A 22,267-nucleotide genomic window follows, 5' to 3' on the forward strand; every position below is an offset into this window, starting at 1 on the left:
TGGAGGATTCCTGAGTTATCCGACCTACCGGTCGAAAATTTATCAGGCTAACCCCGTCGTCCCGACGGTTGAAGAAGCTAAGATACGTTCGGCTTCTTGTTTGAGATTCAGTCCTGCATTCACATCCCGGTCGTGATGGATCCCGCAACTCGGGCATGTCCATTCACGCAAGCCAAGATGTTTCACGTCTTTGTGTTGATGTCCGCAACTGGAGCACAGTTGGCTCGAAGCAAAGGTCTTGCCGACCTTCACGATGGTCTTCCCGTACCATTCTGCCTTGTACTCCAGCATGCGGAAGAACTCCGACCAGCTGACGTCCGAGATGGCCTTGCTCAACTTGCGGTTCTTCTGCATGTTCTTCACCTGCAAGGTCTCGATGCCGATAACGTCGTGGCTTTTGACGATCTCGGTCGATACCTTGTGCAGGAAGTCGGTGCGCTTGTTTGCAATCTTCTCGTGGATACGGGCGACTTTCCGTTTCTGCTTCTGGTAGTTCCTCGCCTCGGACAGCTTGACTTTCTTGTCCAAGGCCATGCGCTGACGACGAGAGAGCTTACGCTGCTCGCGCGCCAGTTTCTTCTCAAGCGAACGGAAGTAACGGTCATTTTGGTATACCGTGCCGTCCGACAGGATGGCGAAGTTCTTCAGTCCGACGTCGACGCCGACGGATGAACCGGTCTTCGGCCGTTCGTTGATCTCCTGCTCGACGAGCAGGGAGACGAAGTATTTTCCTGAAGCGTTACGTCGGATCGTGGCGTTCAAGATCCGGCCTGTGACCTGCTTCGAGTGGGCGAAACGAACCCATTTCAGCTTCGGAAGTTTGAGCTTATTGCATCCAATAGAGACTTCAGGAAGCTGGTTTTTGCCTTGGATGTTGGTCTTGTACGACTGGACGGGATTACGCTTGGACTTAAAACGAGGGTGTTCGTTCTGCTTCTTGAAGAAGCGGTCAAACGCATCGGCAAGATGTTTGACGCTGATCTGAACAGAGGTACTATCGACTTCCTTCAACCAGTCGAACTCCTGCTTCAACAAAGGAATTTCTTTGGAACAAGAACCGTAGGACAGTCCTTTTCCAGTGGTCTTGTATAATTCATTCCACTTCGCCAAGAAGTGGTTGAAGATGAAGCGTGAACACCCGATCGTCTTCGCAATCAGGATTTCCTGCTCTTTTGTGGGGTAGATTCTGAATTTGTAGGCCTTGTGCTTCAACACCAATTTTCACCTCCTTCAAAGAGAATATACCCGAAAAACAGGCTGGCGATTCATCTCCCACTTTCACTAGGGCTTCGCCCTTAACGTTTAGAAGTGGGCGTATTCTCTCCTAATTTTGATAAATTTCGTCAACTAAAAAAGGAGGACGCTGACGGCGTCTTCCTTTTTTAAATGGATTCCCGTATATCAAGCAGACTGTCGAAAGGAATACGGCGGTATAATCCCGTCGAGGTTTTAAGTTCAATTAAACCGCGGGCATGAAACAGGGTGGTGACCGAGCCGCTTAAGGCGGTCGCATTGCCATGCTGTAAGTAATCAATCGTCATCGTTTGACCAGTTCGAATCGCATCTTCTAACATCCGCTGAAAAACAATCTTCGTTTGTGCCGTCGGTAAACCAGGATGCGTTTTGTACAAGTGTTCCAACTGCAGAATATGATTCCGGGTCGTACGTTGTCGCCACTTCCGCTCCGTTCGTTTTTTGGACTGTAACACGTCGCTCCACCTCCGATTGAATCGTTTGAATGTAGATGAACCACTGCATCAAAATATTCCCTGTTTATTTTGGAAATAAACACCGTTTACAGAGAAGCCGCTCCGATTGTCAGGTTGTTGGTCAGCAACTGGTTTTGAATACTCGATTTGCGGAAAAAGACTAGGAGTACGCCAGGAACAGAGGAGGAAATGTCTGATGGAACGCAGTACGTTAATCGCACTCGAAAAACACATATACGCCATTCATCTCGAATTGGATGGCCTTGCACGCTTGATCACCAAACAATTGTTACATCTCAGTCAAGTAGCAGGCTCGGTCGAACATTTTCGACGGATGAGTTTTGATCTCTACAAAAAGCGGGAAACACTGGACCGGATCGCACCACAGGTCTTGTACGAGACGGCGCTTGATTATGAAGATTTTTTGGAAGAAGAGTTTGATGATGTCCCTGCTTCATGGGCATTGTCCACAGACGAAGCTGAGGCGCTGGACCAATTATGGTGGTTCGAGTTTTTCCGGATTCAAGCCGAGATGGAAGACTGGCTGAGCTTGTACTTGATCCGGCGGATTCGGGAGGACATCCGTTACGTCCCTCCGGTCATCGAAAAAAATGCCTACGCACTCTCCGACGACGCCCGGCATGTCTTCTGGCGTCTGTTGCAACGGTCGGTCGCCAAACCGTCCTCGAAAATCAAGGCCAATCAACTTTCCTGCCGGATGGGAATTACAGAAATCGCCCGTTATGCCCGCTTTAACCTGGAGCGGACGCAGCTCGCGATCGAAGAGCTGACGGCACGGGGCATCATCTCGATCGAAGAAGACGATGAAAAATTGAAGTTACGTGTCCGCCTTCAAGTGATTTAAGCCGATGAACCGTTCAATCATTCGTTCGTCGTGACGGGCGGAAGGGCCAATCCAGATGAGATGTCCCGGACTCTTCGATTCAATGAACTGGGCATGGGGAATGGCGCGTCGTGCATACAGCGCATGTTCAAACGGAACCGCCCGGTCTGCCTTCGAATGGACGATCAAGACCGGGCATGTGATGTCACGTAACGTCTGGCGCTCAATCTGTTGGGTCAAGTCAAACAGGACACCCCGTCCCGGACCATTCTGAAGTCCGACTTGATAAAGCAGCTTCTCGTCGGCCCCGTTTAATTGGAGCCGGATGTCTTCCCGTTGCAAGAGACTGGTCATCTCGACCATTCGCACGGAGGCTTCTTGCGGGAATTTGATCAACTTGTCTTTGACATAGTGCCACAACAGCTGCTGGAGGAGTTGTAGAGGGCGTTGTAACAACGGTTGAATGAGCCACGCCTGATAGGGTAAGGAGATTTGGTGCGTCATCGCGCAGGCCAGGACAAGGGAACGTACGGCGGGATTGTTGCTTGCGAGCGCCAGAGCCGTCGGTCCGCCGGCCGAGATGCCGTAAACGGTATATTGTGTAATGTGGCGTGACGCCATCCAGCCTTGATAAAAGGCTGCCAGTTCTGCCGGAGACGCCGCCAATTGGAGCGGCGTTTTTCCATATCCGGGACGAGACGGGACGATTACCCGATACCCCGCTTCGATCAATCGTTCGACATGATATACTTCCCGGTAATCGGACTGGGTCCCGTGAATCAACAGGACAACCGGGCCGGTTCCGCTGTCCCGATAATCAAATTGTTGGTCGTTCCAATCGGCGATATGCTGCATCCAAATTCTCCTATCTCTTAAATTTTTCCAAATTATTGTTAATCTTCTTTCCTAATTAAGGTATAATCCAATTATAATCAAACATCTTACAGATAGGAAATGAGGATGCCCTGTGCCTAATGAAAAATTATCCAATCGCGACCGGTTATTAGCGGTCCGTGACATTTTTGAACAATATTCGGATGAAGAAAAGACGTTGACGTTGGAAGAATTGAGTACGGAACTGTCGAAGCGGGGACTGATCGAAAAACTGTCCCGTAAGTCGCTGAAAGAAGACATTGCGGCGCTGGCCAAATCCGGCTTTGACATCGTCGCTGAGGAAACCAAAAACGGGTTGGCGATTCCATACCATCTTGTCAGTCGTCCGTTCGAGTATCACCACCTGCGCCTGTTGGTTGATGCGATCGCCAGTGCGAAGTTCATTTCCGAGAGCGAAACGCAGATTCTCGTTCGTAACATCCATTCTTTGACGAGCAAACGACTGGCGGAAACACTGAATCCGGTCATCCATACCGTTAAGAAACCAAAAGGCGTCATCCCGTTTTCAATCGATACCATCCAAAAAGCAATCATTGATCAGGATATCATCCGCTTCCAGTACCAAGGAAAGTTCAACGAGCGGACACGAAAGTTCGAATTGCGTAAAGACGGTGATTATTACTTCGTGACACCGGCGCACCTGATCGTCGACAACGGCAATTATTATCTAATCGGTCGAGATGAACGGGTTGAACAAATCCGGACTTACCGCGTCGACCGGATCGTCAACTGCAGTGTCTTTGAACCTGCGCAGACACCGGTACATGTCGAATCAACTTATTTGAGTAACATGTTTAATATGTATGGAGGGGAGAATGAACAGTTGACCTTGAAGTTCCATGAAAGTGTCATGCCGACGGTCGTTGATCGTTTTGGAACGGACATTCGTTGCCGTCGGATCGAGGACGATTGGTTTGAAGTCAAGGTCAGTGCCTTATTCTCCCAAGGATTCATGATGTGGTTGATTCAATTCGCGGAGCAGGCTGAAATTCTGGAACCGGTCGAATGCCGAGAAGCCTTTAAGGTAAAAGTGACTGAACTGGCGAAAGTCTATCAAACACGGTCCATCGCGCATTAAATCGAGTAGGAACGGATTCAACAGCAAGGAGACTGTCATCTGACAAAACAGATGCCGGTCTTTTTTGTCGTTTTTTGTCGTATATTCATATTTGAATATTTTTAGCCGTTTTTTCCGACTACCATTAAGGATATCTTATCTTTTCGTAGGAGGGACCGCATGCAACACATGGAAAAACCACGGATGGGAAGCTTTATTGCTGGGGTATCGTACCTCCTCTTTATTTGCTTGTCCTATACGACATGGTACTTATTATCAATTTTTGCGTTTAATCTCATCTTCAGTTCCGAATTACTCCTGTCAATGGACTTGGTAGTGTTTGGTTTCAGTCCTTTGTTTGCACTGGGAATCACGATGTTCTCCTTGAGCGTGCTGAAGCGTCACGGTCAACCGAAATTTGCGCCGTACATATTGGTTGTCTATAGTGTCGCGACCAGCGTCTTGATTTATTATTCTGTCATCTACTCGATTTTACCGCGCATCTAACGAGGCTTGCATGGGCTTGTCATTTGGAATATGCTACGTGTATAGCATTCATTTGAGGAGGGGATACGATGAATACACAGTATATCCTAGACTGGATGCCGCTTGTTCTTCCAGTCGCTGCCATCGTCTTTATTGTCATCATTGCGCGTAAAGCATCGAAGATCGATGCAGATAAATAAAAGACTCTTCTTCGGAGTTGTTTCAGGCTGAAGAAAAGGTGCACTCTCTCTTAACAGAAGGAGGGCACTTTTTTTATTTGTCTCAACGTCTCGTACCGGGATCAGCAGCGCGTCGCTACAAGAGTCTTTTTAATTCCTGACGCGCCATACAAAAGACCCGAACGCTTGAAAGAGATCATTCTCTCAGACGTTTGGGTCTTTTGGTTAATCGAGTTGTTTCGTCGGGGCCAAGACGATTTCCCGGATGTTCACATGTTGCGGTTGCTCGAAGGCGAACAGGACCGTATCGGCGACGACTTGCGGATCCAGCATTCCAATCCTCGACGCGATTTGCGACTGGGGTCTTGCGACAACACCGCGGAATCAATTGATGCGTACTTTATGCGACGAAGCCCCTGCTCCATGAGCAAGGGCTTTTGTCAGCGTTCGATTTGTTCCCGTACTAACCGGCGGAAGGTCTGAATATCATAAGCCGGTTCACTCGGACTGAACTCGATCCCGTCAATCAGACGGGCGTTGTGCAACGCATCAGGGAACTCGATGCGCGACAACCACTCAAACGTCGTCTCCTCATGACGCCGCGGGAAGGCTTGTTCGAGTTGTGATGCAATCTTTAACAGCGGATGATGACTGTGACGCTTTGGAGCACGCGCACGCGTCTGTTTTGGACGTTGGACGGTTTGTTCCATCTCGATGTGTACGACTTGGCGTTTCCGGATGACGTACAGCGTGACAGCGACGAGGATTACCGTCACGATGACGAGCACGACCCAGATCCAATTGGATGTACCGGCGTCGACTGTCGAGCGTCCGACGTTTTGAACACCTTTGATGTTTTCTAGACCCATCGCTTTGTTCGTCATCTGATCGGCCTCTCGTCCGATCGGTTCCGTCCAGAGAAAAAGTGACCCGAATGCTTCGAATATCGGACGAATCCAGCTGGTGACGGAACCGAACAACGCTTCCTTCATGAAGCGGAACATCCCTGCGAGAATTAGCCCTCCGCCCAGCATCAGAGCAATCGTTGGGAAGATCCTCCGCCATTCCGTCATGTACGTGACGACGAATGGATAGGCGACGACAAGGAATGAAAGCAACAGGGCGCCCGGCGGCGGCATCATTCCGGGGAAGAGAATCACCATGACACCAATGACGAGGGCACTCACTGCATAGCGCCAGACAGACTCGACCGTATCAAGAAACGCTGTCCACGTGACGAAGACGAGCGCCAGGACACTTGCGGCCGGAGAAAGAAAGAACAACAGTCCAGCTGCGAGTAACTGGAGACCAATCCGCAACGGACGATGCGGCACGAACGCAAGAGCCGGAAAGGCGAGAGCTGCATACAGCGGAACCGGTAATAAACTCGCAAGGAATATCCACCAGAGAATCATGCGCTCACCCCTTTCTGCCGATGACCGAGATGGATTTCCGCCGTCGTCGACGGAACGCTGCGCTGCAATCGTTTCGTGAAATAGCGCCGTTCAAGCGGTAAATCGTATTCGGAAATCCGCGCCAGACATTCCATCGTTCGCAGGAATTGATGTTTTCCTGTACCGGACGGAACATGGTACCACTGACCGGATCGATTGACCATCGAGATCCAGAGACTGTAAGAAGCCCCTTGTTTCTCGAGCTCGCGGATGATCGTCGCGGCTCTGGACAGCAGCTTCTCGAAGTCGGAGCGAAGCGCGAGCCCGTCTGCTGACAGTCCATCAACGATCACGGCATAATCATGGTTTCGCTTCCGGTCATATTGATAGGAATAGAGTTCGTTCGTCTTCGCATAAGCGGACCAATAGATGGATTTCGCATCCCCGGAGTAGGGAAAGACGGAGTGAAAACTTGACCGGTCCGTGAACGGGCTGGATCGATCAATCGTCTCACCAGGAATCATCTGCTCGTTCCACTCGACGGAAGCAGGGGCAAAATCAGGAAAGACATGCCCGAGTTCCTGAATGTCTTGTGTCACATAGACCGTCATCAGATGAAACGGGTCTGAAATCATGACGTCAAACGATTGGATGCGGATCGTTCCTCGGTGGGCAGCGAGGACATCAATTGAAAACGGGACAACCGACTGTTTCCCGACATACAAGTGTTGACGCCAAAATTGACTGCTTGCTTCCGCAATCTGAATCTGATCCCCAAGCAAGCCGGAAACTGTGATTCGCCCAAGCGGCAACTTCGTCGTATTCGTCAGTTCAAAGGGAATCTGGATTTCTTCATCCCGGAAAGCGCGGACAGTCTCAAGTAGACGAACTTGAATCCGCTTTGCCAGATACTCGAGGTAAAGCGGCATCAACCAGCCGTATAACGTATAGGCAAGCAATATGGCCGCAATCCAGACGGAACCATATAACCCGATGATTAATCCAGTTGCCCCCGTCAACACTAGGATGACCATATGAAAGGATTTTGGTGTGATCAATTGCATGCTTACACCTCAGTCGGTACAGTCAGCGAATCAAGTACCTGCTGGACGAGTCGTTCGTTCGACAGCTTCAGCGTCGCTTCAAGTGTCAGGACGAGTCGGTGGGCAAGCAGCGGGGCAGCGAGGTGCTTCACGTCTTCTGGTGTGACGTATGTCCGCTCCTGCATCCACGCACGTGCTTTTGCTGCTTTCAAGAGAGCGAGCGTCGCCCGGGGGCTTGGTCCGATCTCAACGTCACGATGGGCACGGAGGGCATCACAGACGTCGAGTAAGTAATTTTCAACGCTGTCCTCGATTGAGACGGCGACGACCTCTTCCTTCCAGTCATTGAGTTGCTCGAGCGGGACTTGAAGTTCGGCTGCTGTGAGATGGGCGCCCCGTAATAACGCTTTTTCCGCCTGACGCGTAAGGGGAGCGAACGAGAGCTTAAACAAGAAGCGGTCAAGCTGGGCGTGCGGCAGTGGAAATGTTCCTTGTCCGTCAAACGGATTCTGTGTCGCAATCACAAGAAAGTGTTGCGGTAACGTATAGGATGTATCCCCAATCGTCACTTGGGCTTCAGCCATCGCTTCGAGTAACGCCGATTGTGTCCGCGGTGTCGTCCGGTTGATCTCATCGACGAGGACGATGTTCGCAAAAAGAGGACCGAATCGTTGTTCGAACGAGCCCGTGAGCGGATTGAACAGTTCCATTCCAAGCAGATCGGTCGGTAACGTATCCGCCGTACATTGGACACGCGAGAATTTCGCTTCAAGTGTCTGTGCAAGTGCCTTGGCCAGTGTCGTTTTCCCTGTTCCCGGACGATCTTCGAGCAGAATATGTCCTTCAGCAAGCAAACCCATCAACAAATGGTCAATCACATCGTCCTGACCTAAGACAGATTGTTTAAGTGATGTACGTAATGTTTGAAACATAGATGATTCCCCCTTTAAGATGCATCGTATTTCTAAAGTGTACGAAAATTCAGAAAAAACCGCCAGTGGTTTTCCTGAAACCGCCCTAAAGAATACGTCTATTTTCTATACTACCATTTTCATCACTACCATTTTCATCCAAAAGTTTCGTAGAATATCAAAAAAATTGAAAAAATCTGAGAGGACTTCTGCACACGGTTGTTTGCTTATACACCGTTCGCAACAAAAAATCATTGCCGGAACTGAACAACACCCCCTCTAACGTCTGAGGGGGTGTTGTTCATTCTTCAAAAAGATCATCCATCAACGCGGTGATCTCTTTTTTGCGTGCGTTCGTCTCATCGCGTAAGATGCGGATCGAACGACCGGTCCAATCGAGTCGATCGCCAATCGTTGCCTGACGCGGCAAGCGACTTTTCGGCAACGTGATCGTCTCACGTTCGTCTGTCTCGCAAATCGCTAAATCGTCTTCAAAATCCGATAGAGTGAGCCGCATCTGTTTCACCTCCGCGTTCGATTATTCCGGCCGTAAGTCGGTCCGGTTCGATTCCTTAATGCCATTACCGGTTGAGATATACTGGATCGTTCCGTTTTTGTCTGTTCGATCAACCGTAATCCGTTCCGTCTTCAATTCTTGTAAGACAGATGGGCGTGGATGACGGTAGGCGTTGTCCTTGCCAGCTGAGATCAATGCCCGCTTCGGATCAACGGCTTGTAAGAAGGGCAGGGAGGACGATGTTTCCGCTCCGTGATGTCCAAGCTTCAGGACATCGGCACTTAGATCCTCATTTGATTCCAGAAGTTGTTGCTCGGTCCGGATCGGTGCGTCGCCCATGAAGAGAAAACGATCCTGTCCGTTCTCGACCCGGAGAACAGCGCTCCAGCTGTTGAGATCCTGTGTGCCGTCGGTGACGGGTGCAAGAAAGGTGAAACGTGCGGCCTCACTTGGAATCGTTAGACCGGCTTTGACCGGCTTGATGGTCACGCCTTCTCGTTTGACGGCAAGCAGGAAGTCGCGGTACGTCTCCGTCGTATGGGTGACGCGCGGCGCGTAGACACTGTCAACCTCAAAGGCATCGAGCACGGTATCAAGCCCTCCGATATGATCGGCGTCCGGATGCGTCGCGACGACCGCGGTCAATCGTTTCACACCGAGCTGTTGCAGGTAGCGGACAACATCGTCTCCTTTGCCGTTGTTCCCGCCATCGATCAGGATCGCGTCATCTTTCGTCCGGATGAACGTACTGTCCCCTTGACCGACATCAAAGCCGTAGACCTCCATCTGGCCTGCCGTCGGGGCAGGGGGCGACTCTTCATTCCGTGTCGTATAGAAGATGACAATCAGGCAGAGGGCGAGTAAAAGGGTCGATCCCCATTTCAACATGTCGGTTGCTCTTTTTCGAACAGATACAATATGCCGTTACGCGGATGACCGAACCGTGGTCCGCGATAACCGCGACGCTTCAAGGCAGAGCGCATCAGAATCATCATTCCGCCGTGCCCGACGAGTAAGACCCGCTCATCGTCTTCGAACATCAATTGATTCAAAAGAACCTCGATTCGTTCGTTTGCATCCTTGATCTCGGCTTGAATCCGTTTACTAAACGGTGCCGCAATACGTCCAAGCACCGCCCAACCCAGAAATGGAAGTCGCAGATTCGACCGAATCGCCGGAAACGGCACTTCCCGTAATAGATCGGTCACGATAATCTCTTTGTCATAAACGCTCCGTGCCGTCTGGACAGCCCGCGGCATGCTGCTGGCATAACAGACGGTCCAGTCGATCTGACCGAGCTCTACAGGCTGGATATCGATGTCTGACGTATCGTAACGTTCAATCCACTTTTCAATGTCACTGGCGCTGATCCAGCCTTTCGTCGGGTATCCTTCCGTCACCCGATGATGTCTCACTAATCCGATTTTTTTCATGGTTCATGCGACGGTCAAGACCGTCTCCCTCACTTTCATTCATCGTTTTACAATGCGACTCGGATGGCGAGTCCGCACAAAATTGCTCCTAAAATACTGAGCAAGCTCCCGATGATGTAATATTCCGCAAAGCGGCGATCTTCAAACTGTTTAAAACGGGCAAGTGCCTTCAAGGCGATGACGAATCCGATTGCCCCGGTGGCGTTCGTGACGACAAGCAGGGTGATGATTGCCCGTTCGACGAGACCGATATATCGTCCGATGCCGTTCAGTTCCGTCGTATAACTGCGGGCAGAATCTTCGACTTCATGCGTAACGGTCCGTGAGACCCCATCGAGTTGCTCTTTACGTGTCACTTTCCGTTCAAAATGCGCTTCGATCAACCTTGGGGCAAACGGGGCGAGCATCAAAGCGATTCCATGTCCGAGTAACTCTGTCGTCACTAAACTAAAGCAAAGGATCCAAAGTACTTGCTCCGGCCGTGAGAAGGTCAACGACCAGTCGAGTGGCACGAAAATCCAGGTCAAGGCGATGATCGCACCGATATGTAAGGCTTGATCAATCCAGTAGGCAGGCGCTTGCTGGACGCGGCGCTTGAGCGGGGAGGCATCGAGTAGGGCGTGAAACAAAAGGATACTTCCTCCAAGCAATCCGGCGACCTCTAACGGCAGCGTACCTCCCAAGACAAAAAACGTTAATACAAACAGCATGAGAATGCCGTGGACGGCGATGTGACGGAATAAAATCCATCGGTTCCGGTGTTTATGCGTTGCCATTCGTTTCGTTTGCAACGGAAAATCGGCCAGGAGATGGATGAACAAAAGGCTCAGTAAGACGGTCACCGAATCGCCTCCCAAACTTGGAATTGTTCCAGTGCCTGCGTCAATGCTGCTTCGAGGCGCTTCCGTTGTTTGCGTTGCGAGCGGGAGACGAGTTTTGCGACATTTGCCCGGGCATCCTGTTCCTTGAATCCCATCCGGCGCCCGATTTCTTCATACGTATCATCCGGATATTGATCCATCAATTGATGAAGTTCGATTTGCCGGTCCGTCTTCCCGAAATACGCCGGATAAAGCATCTCGAAATAACCGTTCAGCAGGGCGGTCGGCAGATAAGGGGGACCAGCAAAGGCAATCCGTGACGGAAGCGTCTTTGCCTGCTCCTGCGCCTCGAAGGCATGGATGATCGCACTTCCATTTGCTTCTTCTGCCTTTATTGTCGACATCGTCTCATATTGACCGAAGCCGATCCCGATATATCCCGTCAGCTCCTGATTCAATAACTTCAGGATGACCGGATAACTGACCGGATAATCTGCGAATACAGCTAATAAGCTGTCACCGGATTTGATTTGGAAAGGCACGATACTTGTTGGAAATGCCGTGTTCAGATCGTCTGCCAGTGTCCGGAGCGTCTGCAATAAGGCTTCTTTGCTCGAATAATCGCGGGAGCCTTTGACATCAAACGATAAGGCAACAGCTTGCATAACATGTCCTCCTGTCTATATGTTGCCGAAATCATGGCAACATGTTGTTTGTTACCGTTAAAAGGGTAACATTTGCGGTGTTACTGTTATTAGAGTAACAAAAAAGAACGTGGAAGACCATCAGGACGATGGACTGATTTTTATAGCGACAGGGGGAGACGGTAAAACAGACTAAAGTATCATTTTTTTATTCAAGTTAACATAACATATATTATCACTAGTTATAATATCTTGTCTCATAATTAAGGTAAACTCAATATAGTGAGACAAAACAAAAAAAACACGGAGTTATCCGTGTTTTCGGCAATCGTAATGCTGGCTCCGTTCTAAACGATGAATCAACCGGTCCAAGAAAATATGATGGCGGCGTTCGAGCTGTGTGATCCGTTCCAGCGGCAACCACGCGAAATGGAAAAAATCACCGCAATCTTGACCGTCACCAGCAACACAATGCGTCCAACGATTTTCCTGACATTCGATATGTGCGTGGTAAAAATATGTGTAATGAACCCGCATTCGTTCCGGATACCGCATTTCCTCTTCGCCGACGTATTGGACGGTCGCGAGCGAAAGACCGCTTTCTTCCAGTGTTTCCCGTACAGCTGCTTCTTTGGCGATTTCAGCGTCTTCTATGGTACCAGCAGGAATTTGCCAATCACTGTCTGGAGCTGATTGCGGATGAAATACAAGTAGTTCCCATCCCTCTGGTTGTTCCCGTGTGATATAGATTGCTACTTTTTCGCGTCTTCTGAATTTCATCTTCATCACCTCTCCAGTTCGGCAGATTGCACAAAAGCAGCCGAGGAACATGTCCGTAGCTGCTTGATGAAAGAGATATAAGCTAAAGCTCCGAACTGCCCGCTCCACGTTTTTGTGGCGATCATGCCTTGACCATTTTCTTTTATTGTAGCGGTTATCGACAATCGTTTCAATTTGTAAACGACTGAATTGCTGATAATTCGAAGAAAAGTCTGAAAAAGATGCCGTGATGGGCGCTGGAAAGCCAGAAACGAACAGCAATCGGCGAGTTTTCACCCAATTGAATAAAAAAAGATGCCCCTCGTTTAAAATGAGGGGCATCTGACCATCAAACGGTATACCAATCGATCAAGGCACCGAATTTCTCTTCATCGTACGCAAACGAGCCGTTCGACAAACGATCCAGATAAGACAAGGATTGGACTTGAATCGCCTTTTCCTGCTCTTTTCCGATCAAGATGACTTCTTTTGCTTGGGTGACATCGATCAAAGCCGCAACTTGGTGAGGTTTTGATTTTAAATCACGCAGCAGCTGCGTCCCGCGTAAAGCGCGATTCGAAACTTGGAACTGGTCGGCAAGCCGCATTTTCTTCAGTGCGCCCCGCTGCGTCAAGAGGACGATGTTCGGCGCTTGTTTGAAGCCGATCGCCCCTGCGACGACATCCTGGTCCCGCAGATTGATTGCTTTCACACCAGCCGCCCGGACACCTACGACCGGGACATCGTCTTCCGTGAACCAGAGACCAAATCCATGCTGGGTCGTTAAGAACAATTGCTCTTGTCCGGTAGAAACCTTCGCATACAAGACTTCGTCATCGGACCGTAACCGGACACCTTGGAGGGGTTTTGATTTCCGCTGGGCGTTGTAATCACTCAGCTTCGAGCGTTTGACCATTCCTTGGCGCGTGACGAACAGACAGTGCGATGTTTCATCAAACGTCCGGACGAGATCGACGGATAAAATCCGGTCGCCCGGATCAAGTGGAACGAGATTGGCGACGTGTTGTCCCCCATCTTTCCACTTCGTATCCGGCAACTGGTGGACCGGAATCAAGAGATAGTTCCCCTGGACCGTCCAAACGATGACATGATCCGTCGTCATGGCTTGTCCTTGATACAGCAGGCGATCCTGCTCTTTCATCTCCGGCAAGTCGTTGGTCGCTCCGAATGAACGCATCGAAGAGCGCTTGATATAGCCGTTTTTCGAGACGAAGACCATCGTTTCTTCGACCGCGATCATGACTTCCGTCTTCAGTTTCAACTCTTCGACTTCCGCTTCGACCGTCGACCGCCGGTTATCCGCAACCTGCTCTTTTAAGACCGTCAATTCCTTGATGATCAACCGGTTTCGCGTTTTTTCGTCGTTGAGAATCTTTTCGAGACGGGTGATTTCTTTTTCGAGCTTCGCAGCTTCGTCCTGTAATTCGACGATATCGGTGTTCGTTAACCGGTACAATTGAAGCATGACGACGGCTTCCGCTTGGCGGTCCGTGAACCGGAACCGCTCGATCAGCTTGTCTTTTGCTTCTGATTTGTTGGAGGCGGACCGAATCAAAGCGAGTGTCTCATCGAGGACGGAAATCGCCGTCATCAAAGCAGATACGACCTCCTGGCGGCGTTTCGCCTGCTCAAGATCAAATGTCGTGCGTCGGATGACCACATCCTTGACGTGGCTGAGATAGGCGTCAAGTAAGGCCAGAACGCCCATCTGACGCGGTGTCCGCTCATGAATCGCCACCATGTTGTAGTTGTAGGCGATTTGCAAATCGGTCTGCTTCAGGTAGAAATGGAGCACTCCTTCGGCATCCGCTTCTTTTTTTAGTTCGATGACGACACGGAGTCCGTCACGGTCCGTCTCATCGCGCACTTCCGCCACTCCTTCGACTTTACGGTCGAGGCGGAGTTCTTCCATCCGTTTGACGAGGTTGGCTTTGTTGACTTCATACGGCAGTTCCGTGATGATGATTTGCTGGCGTCCGCCGCGTAACGTTTCGATCGTCGCCCGCGAGCGGATGATGACTTTCCCGCGACCGGTTTCGAACGCTTTTTTAATCCCGTCGAGCCCTTGGACGACTCCGCCGGTCGGGAAATCAGGTCCTTGCATGTGGGTCAATAAATCATCGACGGTATGCACGCTTCCGGAGATCCGGCCGATCGCAGCGTCGAGGACCTCGCCTGCGTGATGGGGCGGGATTTCCGTCGCATAACCCGCTGAGATACCGGTCGAACCGTTCATCAGAAGATTGGGTAAGAGAGACGGTAGTACAAGCGGTTCCTCTGTCGTGTCATCAAAGTTCAGCGTGTAATCAACGGTCTGTTTATTGATGCCGTCGAGGATCAGGCTCGAGACTTTGGACAAACGGGCTTCCGTATACCGCATCGCTGCCGCACTGTCGCCGTCGATCGAGCCGTTGTTCCCTTGCATGTCGACTAACGGATACCGGAGTTTCCACTCCTGGCTCAGACGAACCATCGCTTCATAGACCGAAGAATCCCCGTGCGGGTGGTAGTTACCGATGACGACACCGACCGTTTTGGCGGATTTACGGTAGGCGCGGTCAAACAAGTTGCCTTCCGTATGCATCGCGTACAGAATCCGGCGTTGCACCGGTTTCAATCCGTCGCGCGCGTCCGGTAAGGCCCGGTCTTGGATGATGTATTTCGAATAACGTCCGAACCGGTCCCCGACGACTTGCTCGAGGGACAGGTTGAGGATGTTTTGCAGGTTAGACATATCAGTTCACACTCTCTTTCGTCACATGTTCATTTTCAATGATCGAGAGGTCTTCCGTCAGCCCAAACGCTACATTGTCTTCAATCCAGCTTCGGCGGTGTCCGACGTTATCGCCCATCAGGACGGATACACGTTTTTCAGCGACAGCTGCATCATCGATCGTGACACGAATCAACGTCCGTGTATCGGGATCCATCGTCGTTTCCCAAAGTTGTGGCGCATTCATCTCACCCAGTCCTTTGTAACGCTGGATCATATACCCTTTGCCGAATTTTTTCGTTGTTTTGGCAAGGGTTTCTTCGTCCCAGACGTACTCGAACTTCTCGGATTTGCCCTTCCCTTTCGAGACGCGGTAGAGCGGCGGCAAAGCGACAAAAACTTTTCCGGCATCGATCAACGGACGCATGTAACGGAAGAAGAACGTCAATAACAAGACTTGGATATGCGCCCCGTCCGTATCGGCATCCGTCATGATGATGACTTTGTCGAAGTTGCAATCGGACAGGTCAAAGTCTGCTCCGACGCCGCTCCCGATTGCGTGGATGATCATATTGATCTCTTCATTTTTCATGATGTCCGCGAGCTTCGCTTTTTCCGTGTTCAGGACTTTCCCGCGTAACGGTAAAATCGCTTGGAACGTCCGGTTGCGTCCTTGTTTCGCTGAACCACCGGCAGAATCCCCCTCGACGAGGAATAATTCGTTTTTCTCGGCGTTTTTTGACGCGGCGGGTGTCAGTTTCCCGTTCAGGATGCTCGAACGTTTCTTTTTCTTCCCGTTCCGGGCTTCTTCGCGGGCTTTACGCGCGGCTTCCCGGGCCTGAGCGGCGCGGATCGCTTTTTTGATCAGGAGTGTCGCCGTTTGCGGGTTTTCCTCGAGATACGTCGACAAGCGGCGTGTAATAACGGCGTCACAGCTCGTCCGGGCTTCCGGAGAACCAAGTTTTGATTTCGTTTGTCCTTCGAACTGCAGGAATTCTTCCGGAATCCGAATGGACACGATCATCGTCAACCCTTCGCGGATATCGTTGCCGTCGAGGTTTTTATCTTTTTCCTTAAGCAGCGTGTTTTTGCGGGCATACTCATTCATGACCCGTGTCATCGCCGTTTTGGCACCGACTTCATGTGTTCCGCCGTCCCGTGTCCGGACGTTGTTGACGAATGACAGGACGTTTTCCGAATAGGCATCCGTGAACTGGAACGCGATATCGACTTCGATGTCATTTTCCGTTCCTTCAAAGGCGACTGTCGGATGCAACGTATCTTTGTCGTCGTTCAAATAGCCGACGAATTCGCTGACTCCGTCTTCGTATTGGAACGTGTCCGCTTTTTCCGACCGTTCGTCGGTCAGTGTGATTTTTAATCCTTTCAACAGGAAGGCTGATTCACGCAGGCGTTCCGCCAACGTATCGTAATTGTATGTCAACGTGCTGAAGATTTTTCCGTCCGGTTTGAAATAGACGCTTGTTCCTTTTTGACGGGTCGTTCCCGTTTCAAGCAAGGTCGTTTTCGGAATTCCCCCGTCTTCGAACGTTTGCTCAAACTGTTTCCCGTCGCGGTAAATCGTGACTTTCAACTGTGTCGACAGGGCGTTGACAACAGATGCCCCGACACCGTGCAATCCGCCCGATGTTTTATAACCGCCTTGACCAAATTTACCGCCGGCATGAAGCACCGTGAAGATGACTTCTGCCGTCGGTTTTCCGGAAGCGTGCATCCCGGTCGGCATACCGCGTCCATGGTCGCGGACGGTAATTGCGTTATCTTTATGGATGATGACATCAATCTGTTCCCCGAATCCGGCCAGTGCCTCATCAATCGCATTATCAACGATCTCATACACCAAATGGTGGAGTCCGCGATGATCGGTCGAGCCGATATACATACCCGGGCGCTTCCGGACTGCTTCGAGTCCTTCGAGCACCTGTATGGCATCATCATTATAATTGTTTAAATCTGTCGCCATGTTTTTCACCTCAAATAGAAAAACGCCGAATATTCCAAACGTTCGTTCGTTTTTCTAGTAGTCTGTATCTAATTGTAGGCATCTTCTTGCTATCTGACAAGGATAATCTAGAAAACAAGAAAAAAAGACACCTACTGTCAAGGAGTAGATGTCTTGTCGGATTGCGATTACAAGTACTGGTGTTCAATTTTAATGCAACGATTTTCGATGTATGGAATACCGGCCCCGAGTGCTAAACTTTCCGCTTCGACACTCGATAACCCGAGTTGATTCCAAATCATGCCGACGTCACCGTGTGCGACGGCATCTTTGGCGACGTCCGCCAGGAATTCCGAACGGCGGAAGACATCGACGATATCGATGTGTCCCGGGATGCTGGCGACACTCGGATACACTTTCTGACCATTCCATTCGTTTAAAGTCGGATTGACCGGGATGACTTCGTAACCGTGTTGGACCAGGTAGTCCGCAATCCAGTTGGCCGTTTTGCCGGAGTCGCTCGAAACACCAACGACCGCAATGCGTTTTGCATCTTTTAACAATTTACGTGCTTGTTGATCTGAAATCATGTTATGTCCCCCTCATGTTAAATACAGGATAGTCTTAGACTATATACCCCATTCGATTTGGATTAAGCCTCGAAACGGGCACATTCGCAACGTCCGAAACCGGGAATTGACTAAAACGCTCTGTACGAAATCGAGATGACCAACTCCCTGTCGGAAGGAAGTTCGTTGCAACTGAGAGCGAATTCGAAACTTTCGATTTGTTCACGTTATTCGGTTGACATAATAGTATTATTGTATTTATGGATGCTTGAAAGGGGTGTTCGATCATTTGCATCGAGTCGAATGGTTACCTGTCTCGATCGATTTCGCTGCAACTGAGCGCTCCCTGTCTGACAATTTAACGTTGCGTGAAATAACTATTTCACGCAAACTAGTGTACCGTCTACCAACGTTTGGTATAGTAGTAACAGAGAGGGGATAGAATGATGAGTTTGTTTAAAAACCTAGGAAAAACGGTAAAACCGATACCCCTTCCCGCCCATATGATGGATCTTCCGGGATATGTCCGGATGCCGGATTTCATCCGGTCCTATATCGACCATTTGGCATCGAAGAATTTCTCGAAAGCGACGATGCGGCGGTACGTCTACGATTTTGATTCGTTTTTTCAGTTCGTTGCGGAAGCGTCGGGAGAAGCAATTCAGGCGCGGGATATCACGCAGGACGCGTTTCTTGAAATTGATGGGTCCGGGATTGCTGCTTATGCGGAATACTTAGCTTTAACAAAACAGAACGCCCCGAGCGTCATCAATCGGAAACTGTCAGCACTTCAATCCCTGTTCCGGCATTTGATCGATATCGGTGTCCTGTCGGAAAATCCGGTCGCGAAAATCAATCGTCCGAAACAGGCGAAGCGGGATCCGGTTTACTTAACAAAACGCGAATGGGACGAACTGATGCAACTGTTGCCGTCGAACGTCGAGATGAATGCCCGGGAAGCTGCCCATTATGAACGGGATCGTGTTCGGGACGTCACGTTGTTTCAGTTGCTCGGGTACAGCGGGATGCGGCTCAGTGAAATGACACAATTGACGTGGAGTGCCGTCGATTTTCACGAAGGGACGATTCGGGTCATCGGGAAAGGCAACAAGGAACGGGTCATTCCGCTCGCGAAGCCGGTCCGGGTCGCCTTACGGAAATACGCCGCGCATTACAGTCTGACGATGCGGGGAGCAGAACCGATTTTTCAGAAACAAGGCAAAGCACTCAGTCCCCGGGCGGTCCAGCATATCTTAAAACGCCACGTCGACCGTCTGCGTCCTGTTTTGCCGTTTTTGGAGCGGAAACAGATCACTCCGCATAAATTACGGCATACATTCGCGACGCGCCTGGCGACCGGCGGGGTCGATGTCTTGACGATTCAACAATTGCTCGGACACGAGTCGGTTGCGACGACGCAGGTTTATGCCCATATCGGTGATCAAGAGAAAAAACGGGCAATTGAATTATTTGATAGTGAACGATAATTGTATTATGTCACCTACATCCTAAGGAAAGGAGCAACGGGATGAATTATGGACTAAGTGAACGAAAAATCAAACAAATGTCGGATACCTATGCTTTCCGTCGCGGCAAACGGTATGTCGCCGCTAAAAAAGTCACGTTGCGAAACTACCAATCCGGTGACTTGCTCGTCGAAGCCGCTGTTCAAGGCGAAGACCTGTTCACCGTCACTGTCCGCGTCAAGGAACACGGCGTGGATGCCGGCTGCAACTGTCCGTCACTTGCGATGGATCAATCGTTTTGCGGACATATCGTTGCCGTGTTGCTAGCGATGCATCATGTGCAAGTCTACGGCATACCCGGTGGAAAGCAATCATTAATCCGTCCGTTTGCGACGACGCGGCAGACGGAAGATGCCGCGGTGACGGCTTATTTGCAAACATTACGCAAAACGGAACGGGCAAAAATCAGATTTGATGTCAACGGTTCGGCGATTGTGATGGAAAGCATCACGGCGCAACAACGTTTTATCATCAGTCCGATGTATTTTGACCGGCTCTTGCAAAGGCGTGACCACTTACGGAATCTGGCCGACGTCTGGCTCAGTCCCCCGCTCAAACACCGGCTCGTCAGCGGTCCGCCGACGGTCGAACTGGCGCTGGACCGGGAAGCTGGTGGACTTGAACTGCTCGTGACGTTTAGCTATCAGGGGGTTCGGATTAATCCGTTGCAAGAAACAGATTGGCTCGGACGCGATGGATTGCTCGAAGGCGCCGTTCTCCACTACGTGACGGAGAGTGGTTTCTTGGAGCGGAATGGTCGCTATCAATTAGAGGGAGAAGCGGCGGAATATCAATTTCTGAAAGGTTTGCTCGATCCCCGCGTCGTTTACGGCGAACTCGTCGTTCAAGTGACGGAAAGTATCCGCCACTCCTTACCGAATGGACCGTTTCATCCGCGGATTGATGTCGACACGACGGACCGCCTGGATTGGTTAACCTTCCGCTTTTCCATGGACGGGATTCCGGAAATGGAACTGAAACGGGTCTTGCAGTCGCTAGTCACCCGGAAAACGTATCACCGGTTAAAGAACGGTCAGTTTGTCTCGTTTGAGACCCGGGCGTTTGAACAGTTGCAACGCGTCTTTCGGCAACTCGAAGCAGCAGAGCAGGATCAACTTGAAGCGGTGTTGCGCGCGCCGGCTTTGCCGAACCTCAAACATCTGGTCGGTGCCTCCTTCTTGCATGTCCATAAACAATTAACAGAACGATGGCTCGAGCTGAAAAATGGAACAGGAGTCTACCTGAACTTCCCGGAAGTACTCGACCGCCACTTGTATCCGTATCAGCGGGCAGGGATCCAGTTCATGGCGAATCTCGCCGGACACGACGGGCACGGGATTTTAGCGGATGAGATGGGACTCGGGAAAACGATTCAGGCGATTGGGTATCTTGAGACGCTGCCGCCGGGACGGGTCTTAATTGTCGCCCCGGCCTCCCTGCTCCATAACTGGCAGGCGGAACTCACGCGATTTGCCCCGACGAGAACGGTCCATCTGTTGACCGGAGCGCGAAAGCACCGCTTGGACCAAATCGAGACAGTACCAGCGGACGGGATTTTTTTGATTTCCTACCCGTCGTTACGAGCCGACATGGAGGCACACCAGGCCGTCGAATACGACGTCGTAATTTTTGATGAGGCACAACATCTGAAGAATCCGGCGTCACAAACCGCTGTCCGCTTGCGCCGGATTCGGGCGAAACGTCGGTTTGCCTTGACCGGAACGCCGCTTGAAAACCGGACCGATGATCTCTGGTCGATTTTCCGGGTCATCTTCCCTTCCTTGCTGCCGGACTTACAGACGTTTCAAACGTGGTCGCATGACGAGATCAAACGATTCATCCGTCCGTTTCTGATGCGGCGGACCAAAGATGAGGTGTTGCAGGATTTACCGAAGAAGCAGATTGTCCATCACTATACAGACCTTGGTCCGACACAGAAAAAGCTTTATGCCTCCTACTTATCTAAACTGCAACTGGAAACGTTGCGTCATTTGGATGAAACGAAACGTGAGGACCGGATCAAGTTGCTCGCCGGTTTGACCCGCTTACGGCAGATTTGCTGTGATCCGGCGTTGTTTGTCGAAGATTATACAGGCGAATCGACAAAGCTCGAACGCCTGCTTGAAATCATTGAAGAAAAAGTAGCGAGCGGACATCGGATCCTGATTTTTTCCCAGTATACGAAGATGCTGGCCCGGATTCGGGAACGACTGGCAGCACGACAACGTGCCCACTTTCTACTGACCGGTGAGACGCCGGTTGAAGACCGGGTCGCACTGTGTGACCGGTTTAATGCCGGTGAAGTCGATCTCTTCCTGATTTCCTTGAAGGCCGGCGGGACCGGTCTGAATCTGGCGACGGCAGATACCGTCATTTTATACGACAGCTGGTGGAATCCAGCCGTCGAGCAACAAGCGGCTGACCGGGCTCATCGATTGGGACAGCAGTCGCCGGTCGAAGTGATTAAGCTGTTGATGACCGGGACGATCGAGGAAAAGATGGCGGAATTACAAGATCGTAAAGCGACGATGATTGATGCCGTCCTATCGGATCAGAAGCCGGATGTTTTAACGATTCGTGAACTCGTCCGTCTGCTCGATCTCCCCGCTTTTGTCGATTCAGCAGGTGAGTAACCACACAAATCAAAGAAATTCTTAAAAAAATGAAGGACCTTCAATCCGTTGTCTATCAACAGGTTTGAAGGTCTTTCGACAATCAAATTCAGAAAAAAAGGTTTTAACTTTTGAAAGACAGGGGTATATCTACATTAGCACCGTACAACAC

Annotated in this window: 20 protein-coding genes; 5 read left to right on the forward strand and 15 right to left on the reverse strand. The window is 50.6% G+C overall.

The genetic code is table 11. The features are described from left to right. Positions 1 to 42: 42 nt before the first annotated feature. Complete coding sequence (gene tnpB, locus KNP87_RS03500; RefSeq protein ID WP_214720838.1) at positions 43 to 1,215, reverse strand: IS200/IS605 family element RNA-guided endonuclease TnpB; 1,173 nt, start codon at positions 1,213 to 1,215, stop codon at positions 43 to 45. Positions 1,216 to 1,382: 167 nt separating this feature from the next. Continuing rightward, complete coding sequence (locus tag KNP87_RS03505; RefSeq protein WP_214720839.1) at positions 1,383 to 1,709, reverse strand: YolD-like family protein; 327 nt, start codon at positions 1,707 to 1,709, stop codon at positions 1,383 to 1,385. Between the two features lie 196 nt (positions 1,710 to 1,905). Between KNP87_RS03505 and KNP87_RS03510 the strand changes: the two genes are divergently transcribed. After that, entirely contained in the window at positions 1,906 to 2,574 is a 669-nt protein-coding gene (locus tag KNP87_RS03510) for a hypothetical protein (RefSeq protein WP_119923019.1), read from the forward strand. Here the strand turns inward: KNP87_RS03510 and KNP87_RS03515 are convergent. After that, positions 2,548 to 3,408: an alpha/beta fold hydrolase gene (locus KNP87_RS03515; protein WP_214720840.1), complete on the reverse strand. Its 861-nt coding sequence runs from the start codon at positions 3,406 to 3,408 to the stop codon at positions 2,548 to 2,550. The two genes, KNP87_RS03510 and KNP87_RS03515, sit on opposite strands and share 27 nt — an antisense overlap. Before the next feature lie 112 nt (positions 3,409 to 3,520). Between KNP87_RS03515 and KNP87_RS17370 the strand changes: the two genes are divergently transcribed. Beyond that, positions 3,521 to 4,525, forward strand: a complete 1,005-nt coding sequence (locus KNP87_RS17370) for a helix-turn-helix transcriptional regulator (protein ID WP_119923017.1) — start codon at positions 3,521 to 3,523, stop codon at positions 4,523 to 4,525. A gap of 159 nt (positions 4,526 to 4,684) precedes the next feature. After that, positions 4,685 to 5,011, forward strand: a complete 327-nt coding sequence (locus KNP87_RS03525) for a hypothetical protein (protein ID WP_119923016.1) — start codon at positions 4,685 to 4,687, stop codon at positions 5,009 to 5,011. 598 nt (positions 5,012 to 5,609) lie between these two features. On the opposite strand, the gene KNP87_RS03530 is transcribed toward KNP87_RS03525, so the two are convergent. The 12 genes from KNP87_RS03530 to KNP87_RS03585 form a co-directional block, all read right to left on the reverse strand. After that, positions 5,610 to 6,584: a hypothetical protein gene (locus tag KNP87_RS03530; protein ID WP_119923015.1), complete on the reverse strand. Its 975-nt coding sequence runs from the start codon at positions 6,582 to 6,584 to the stop codon at positions 5,610 to 5,612. After that, the gene (locus tag KNP87_RS03535) at positions 6,581 to 7,627 is read right to left on the reverse strand and encodes a DUF58 domain-containing protein (RefSeq protein ID WP_214720841.1); all 1,047 of its coding nucleotides are present in this window, start codon (positions 7,625 to 7,627) and stop codon (positions 6,581 to 6,583) included. Before KNP87_RS03535 ends, KNP87_RS03530 begins: the two co-directional genes overlap by 4 nt. A gap of 2 nt (positions 7,628 to 7,629) precedes the next feature. Then, positions 7,630 to 8,538, reverse strand: coding sequence for an AAA family ATPase (locus KNP87_RS03540; RefSeq protein ID WP_214720842.1), 909 nt, complete (start codon positions 8,536 to 8,538; stop codon positions 7,630 to 7,632). 280 nt (positions 8,539 to 8,818) lie between these two features. Next, positions 8,819 to 9,034 (reverse strand): DUF3006 domain-containing protein, encoded by a 216-nt coding sequence (locus tag KNP87_RS03545; RefSeq protein WP_119923012.1) that lies wholly within the window; start codon positions 9,032 to 9,034, stop codon positions 8,819 to 8,821. A 21-nt stretch (positions 9,035 to 9,055) separates the two neighbouring features. Next, positions 9,056 to 9,919: a ComEC/Rec2 family competence protein gene (locus KNP87_RS03550; RefSeq protein WP_119923103.1), complete on the reverse strand. Its 864-nt coding sequence runs from the start codon at positions 9,917 to 9,919 to the stop codon at positions 9,056 to 9,058. Next, positions 9,916 to 10,467 carry a histidine phosphatase family protein gene (locus tag KNP87_RS03555; protein WP_214720843.1) on the reverse strand — a complete coding sequence of 184 codons (552 nt, stop codon included), beginning with the start codon at positions 10,465 to 10,467 and terminating at the stop codon, positions 9,916 to 9,918. Before KNP87_RS03555 ends, KNP87_RS03550 begins: the two co-directional genes overlap by 4 nt. 47 nt (positions 10,468 to 10,514) lie before the next feature. Further along, entirely contained in the window at positions 10,515 to 11,309 is a 795-nt protein-coding gene (locus KNP87_RS03560; protein WP_214720844.1) for a DUF3307 domain-containing protein, read from the reverse strand. After that, positions 11,306 to 11,953, reverse strand: coding sequence for a hypothetical protein (locus KNP87_RS03565; protein ID WP_119923010.1), 648 nt, complete (start codon positions 11,951 to 11,953; stop codon positions 11,306 to 11,308). The genes KNP87_RS03560 and KNP87_RS03565 overlap by 4 nt, the downstream gene beginning before the upstream one ends. Before the next feature lie 288 nt (positions 11,954 to 12,241). Then, the gene (locus KNP87_RS03570; protein ID WP_233550645.1) at positions 12,242 to 12,712 is read right to left on the reverse strand and encodes an NUDIX domain-containing protein; all 471 of its coding nucleotides are present in this window, start codon (positions 12,710 to 12,712) and stop codon (positions 12,242 to 12,244) included. Between the two features lie 328 nt (positions 12,713 to 13,040). Next, positions 13,041 to 15,446 carry a DNA topoisomerase IV subunit A gene (gene parC / locus KNP87_RS03575; protein WP_214720845.1) on the reverse strand — a complete coding sequence of 802 codons (2,406 nt, stop codon included), beginning with the start codon at positions 15,444 to 15,446 and terminating at the stop codon, positions 13,041 to 13,043. 1 nt (position 15,447) lies between these two features. Then, positions 15,448 to 17,409 (reverse strand): DNA topoisomerase IV subunit B, encoded by a 1,962-nt coding sequence (gene parE, locus KNP87_RS03580; protein WP_026832880.1) that lies wholly within the window; start codon positions 17,407 to 17,409, stop codon positions 15,448 to 15,450. Between the two features lie 167 nt (positions 17,410 to 17,576). Then, a complete protein-coding gene (locus KNP87_RS03585) occupies positions 17,577 to 17,978 on the reverse strand; it encodes a CoA-binding protein (RefSeq protein ID WP_012370464.1) in 402 nt (133 codons plus the stop codon). Positions 17,979 to 18,403: 425 nt separating this feature from the next. On the opposite strand from KNP87_RS03585, the gene KNP87_RS03590 reads away from it, so the two are divergent. Together KNP87_RS03590 and KNP87_RS03595 are read left to right on the forward strand one after the other, a co-directional pair. After that, positions 18,404 to 19,444, forward strand: coding sequence for a tyrosine-type recombinase/integrase (locus tag KNP87_RS03590; protein WP_251135391.1), 1,041 nt, complete (start codon positions 18,404 to 18,406; stop codon positions 19,442 to 19,444). A 41-nt stretch (positions 19,445 to 19,485) separates the two neighbouring features. Beyond that, positions 19,486 to 22,116 (forward strand): DEAD/DEAH box helicase, encoded by a 2,631-nt coding sequence (locus KNP87_RS03595; RefSeq protein ID WP_214720847.1) that lies wholly within the window; start codon positions 19,486 to 19,488, stop codon positions 22,114 to 22,116. The last annotated feature ends 151 nt before the right edge of the window (positions 22,117 to 22,267 follow it).

It is taken from the genome of Exiguobacterium sp. s192 (assembly GCF_018618795.1).
GTDB classification, from domain to species: Bacteria; Bacillota; Bacilli; order Exiguobacteriales; family Exiguobacteriaceae; genus Exiguobacterium_A; species Exiguobacterium_A undae.

Coding starts and splice junctions, on each gene's coding strand:
- KNP87_RS03510 (WP_119923019.1), top strand. CDS start 1,906: ATGGAACGCAGTACGTTAATCGCACTCGAAAAACACATATACGCCATT.
- KNP87_RS03515 (WP_214720840.1), bottom strand. CDS start 3,408: ATGCAGCATATCGCCGATTGGAACGACCAACAATTTGATTATCGGGAC.
- KNP87_RS03525 (WP_119923016.1), top strand. CDS start 4,685: ATGCAACACATGGAAAAACCACGGATGGGAAGCTTTATTGCTGGGGTA.
- KNP87_RS03530 (WP_119923015.1), bottom strand. CDS start 6,584: ATGATTCTCTGGTGGATATTCCTTGCGAGTTTATTACCGGTTCCGCTG.
- KNP87_RS03535 (WP_214720841.1), bottom strand. CDS start 7,627: ATGCAATTGATCACACCAAAATCCTTTCATATGGTCATCCTAGTGTTG.
- KNP87_RS03540 (WP_214720842.1), bottom strand. CDS start 8,538: ATGTTTCAAACATTACGTACATCACTTAAACAATCTGTCTTAGGTCAG.
- KNP87_RS03545 (WP_119923012.1), bottom strand. CDS start 9,034: ATGCGGCTCACTCTATCGGATTTTGAAGACGATTTAGCGATTTGCGAG.
- KNP87_RS03555 (WP_214720843.1), bottom strand. CDS start 10,467: ATGAAAAAAATCGGATTAGTGAGACATCATCGGGTGACGGAAGGATAC.
- KNP87_RS03565 (WP_119923010.1), bottom strand. CDS start 11,953: ATGCAAGCTGTTGCCTTATCGTTTGATGTCAAAGGCTCCCGCGATTAT.
- KNP87_RS03570 (WP_233550645.1), bottom strand. CDS start 12,712: ATGAAATTCAGAAGACGCGAAAAAGTAGCAATCTATATCACACGGGAA.
- parC (WP_214720845.1), bottom strand. CDS start 15,446: ATGTCTAACCTGCAAAACATCCTCAACCTGTCCCTCGAGCAAGTCGTC.
- parE (WP_026832880.1), bottom strand. CDS start 17,409: ATGGCGACAGATTTAAACAATTATAATGATGATGCCATACAGGTGCTC.
- KNP87_RS03585 (WP_012370464.1), bottom strand. CDS start 17,978: ATGATTTCAGATCAACAAGCACGTAAATTGTTAAAAGATGCAAAACGC.
- KNP87_RS03590 (WP_251135391.1), top strand. CDS start 18,404: ATGAGTTTGTTTAAAAACCTAGGAAAAACGGTAAAACCGATACCCCTT.
- KNP87_RS03595 (WP_214720847.1), top strand. CDS start 19,486: ATGAATTATGGACTAAGTGAACGAAAAATCAAACAAATGTCGGATACC.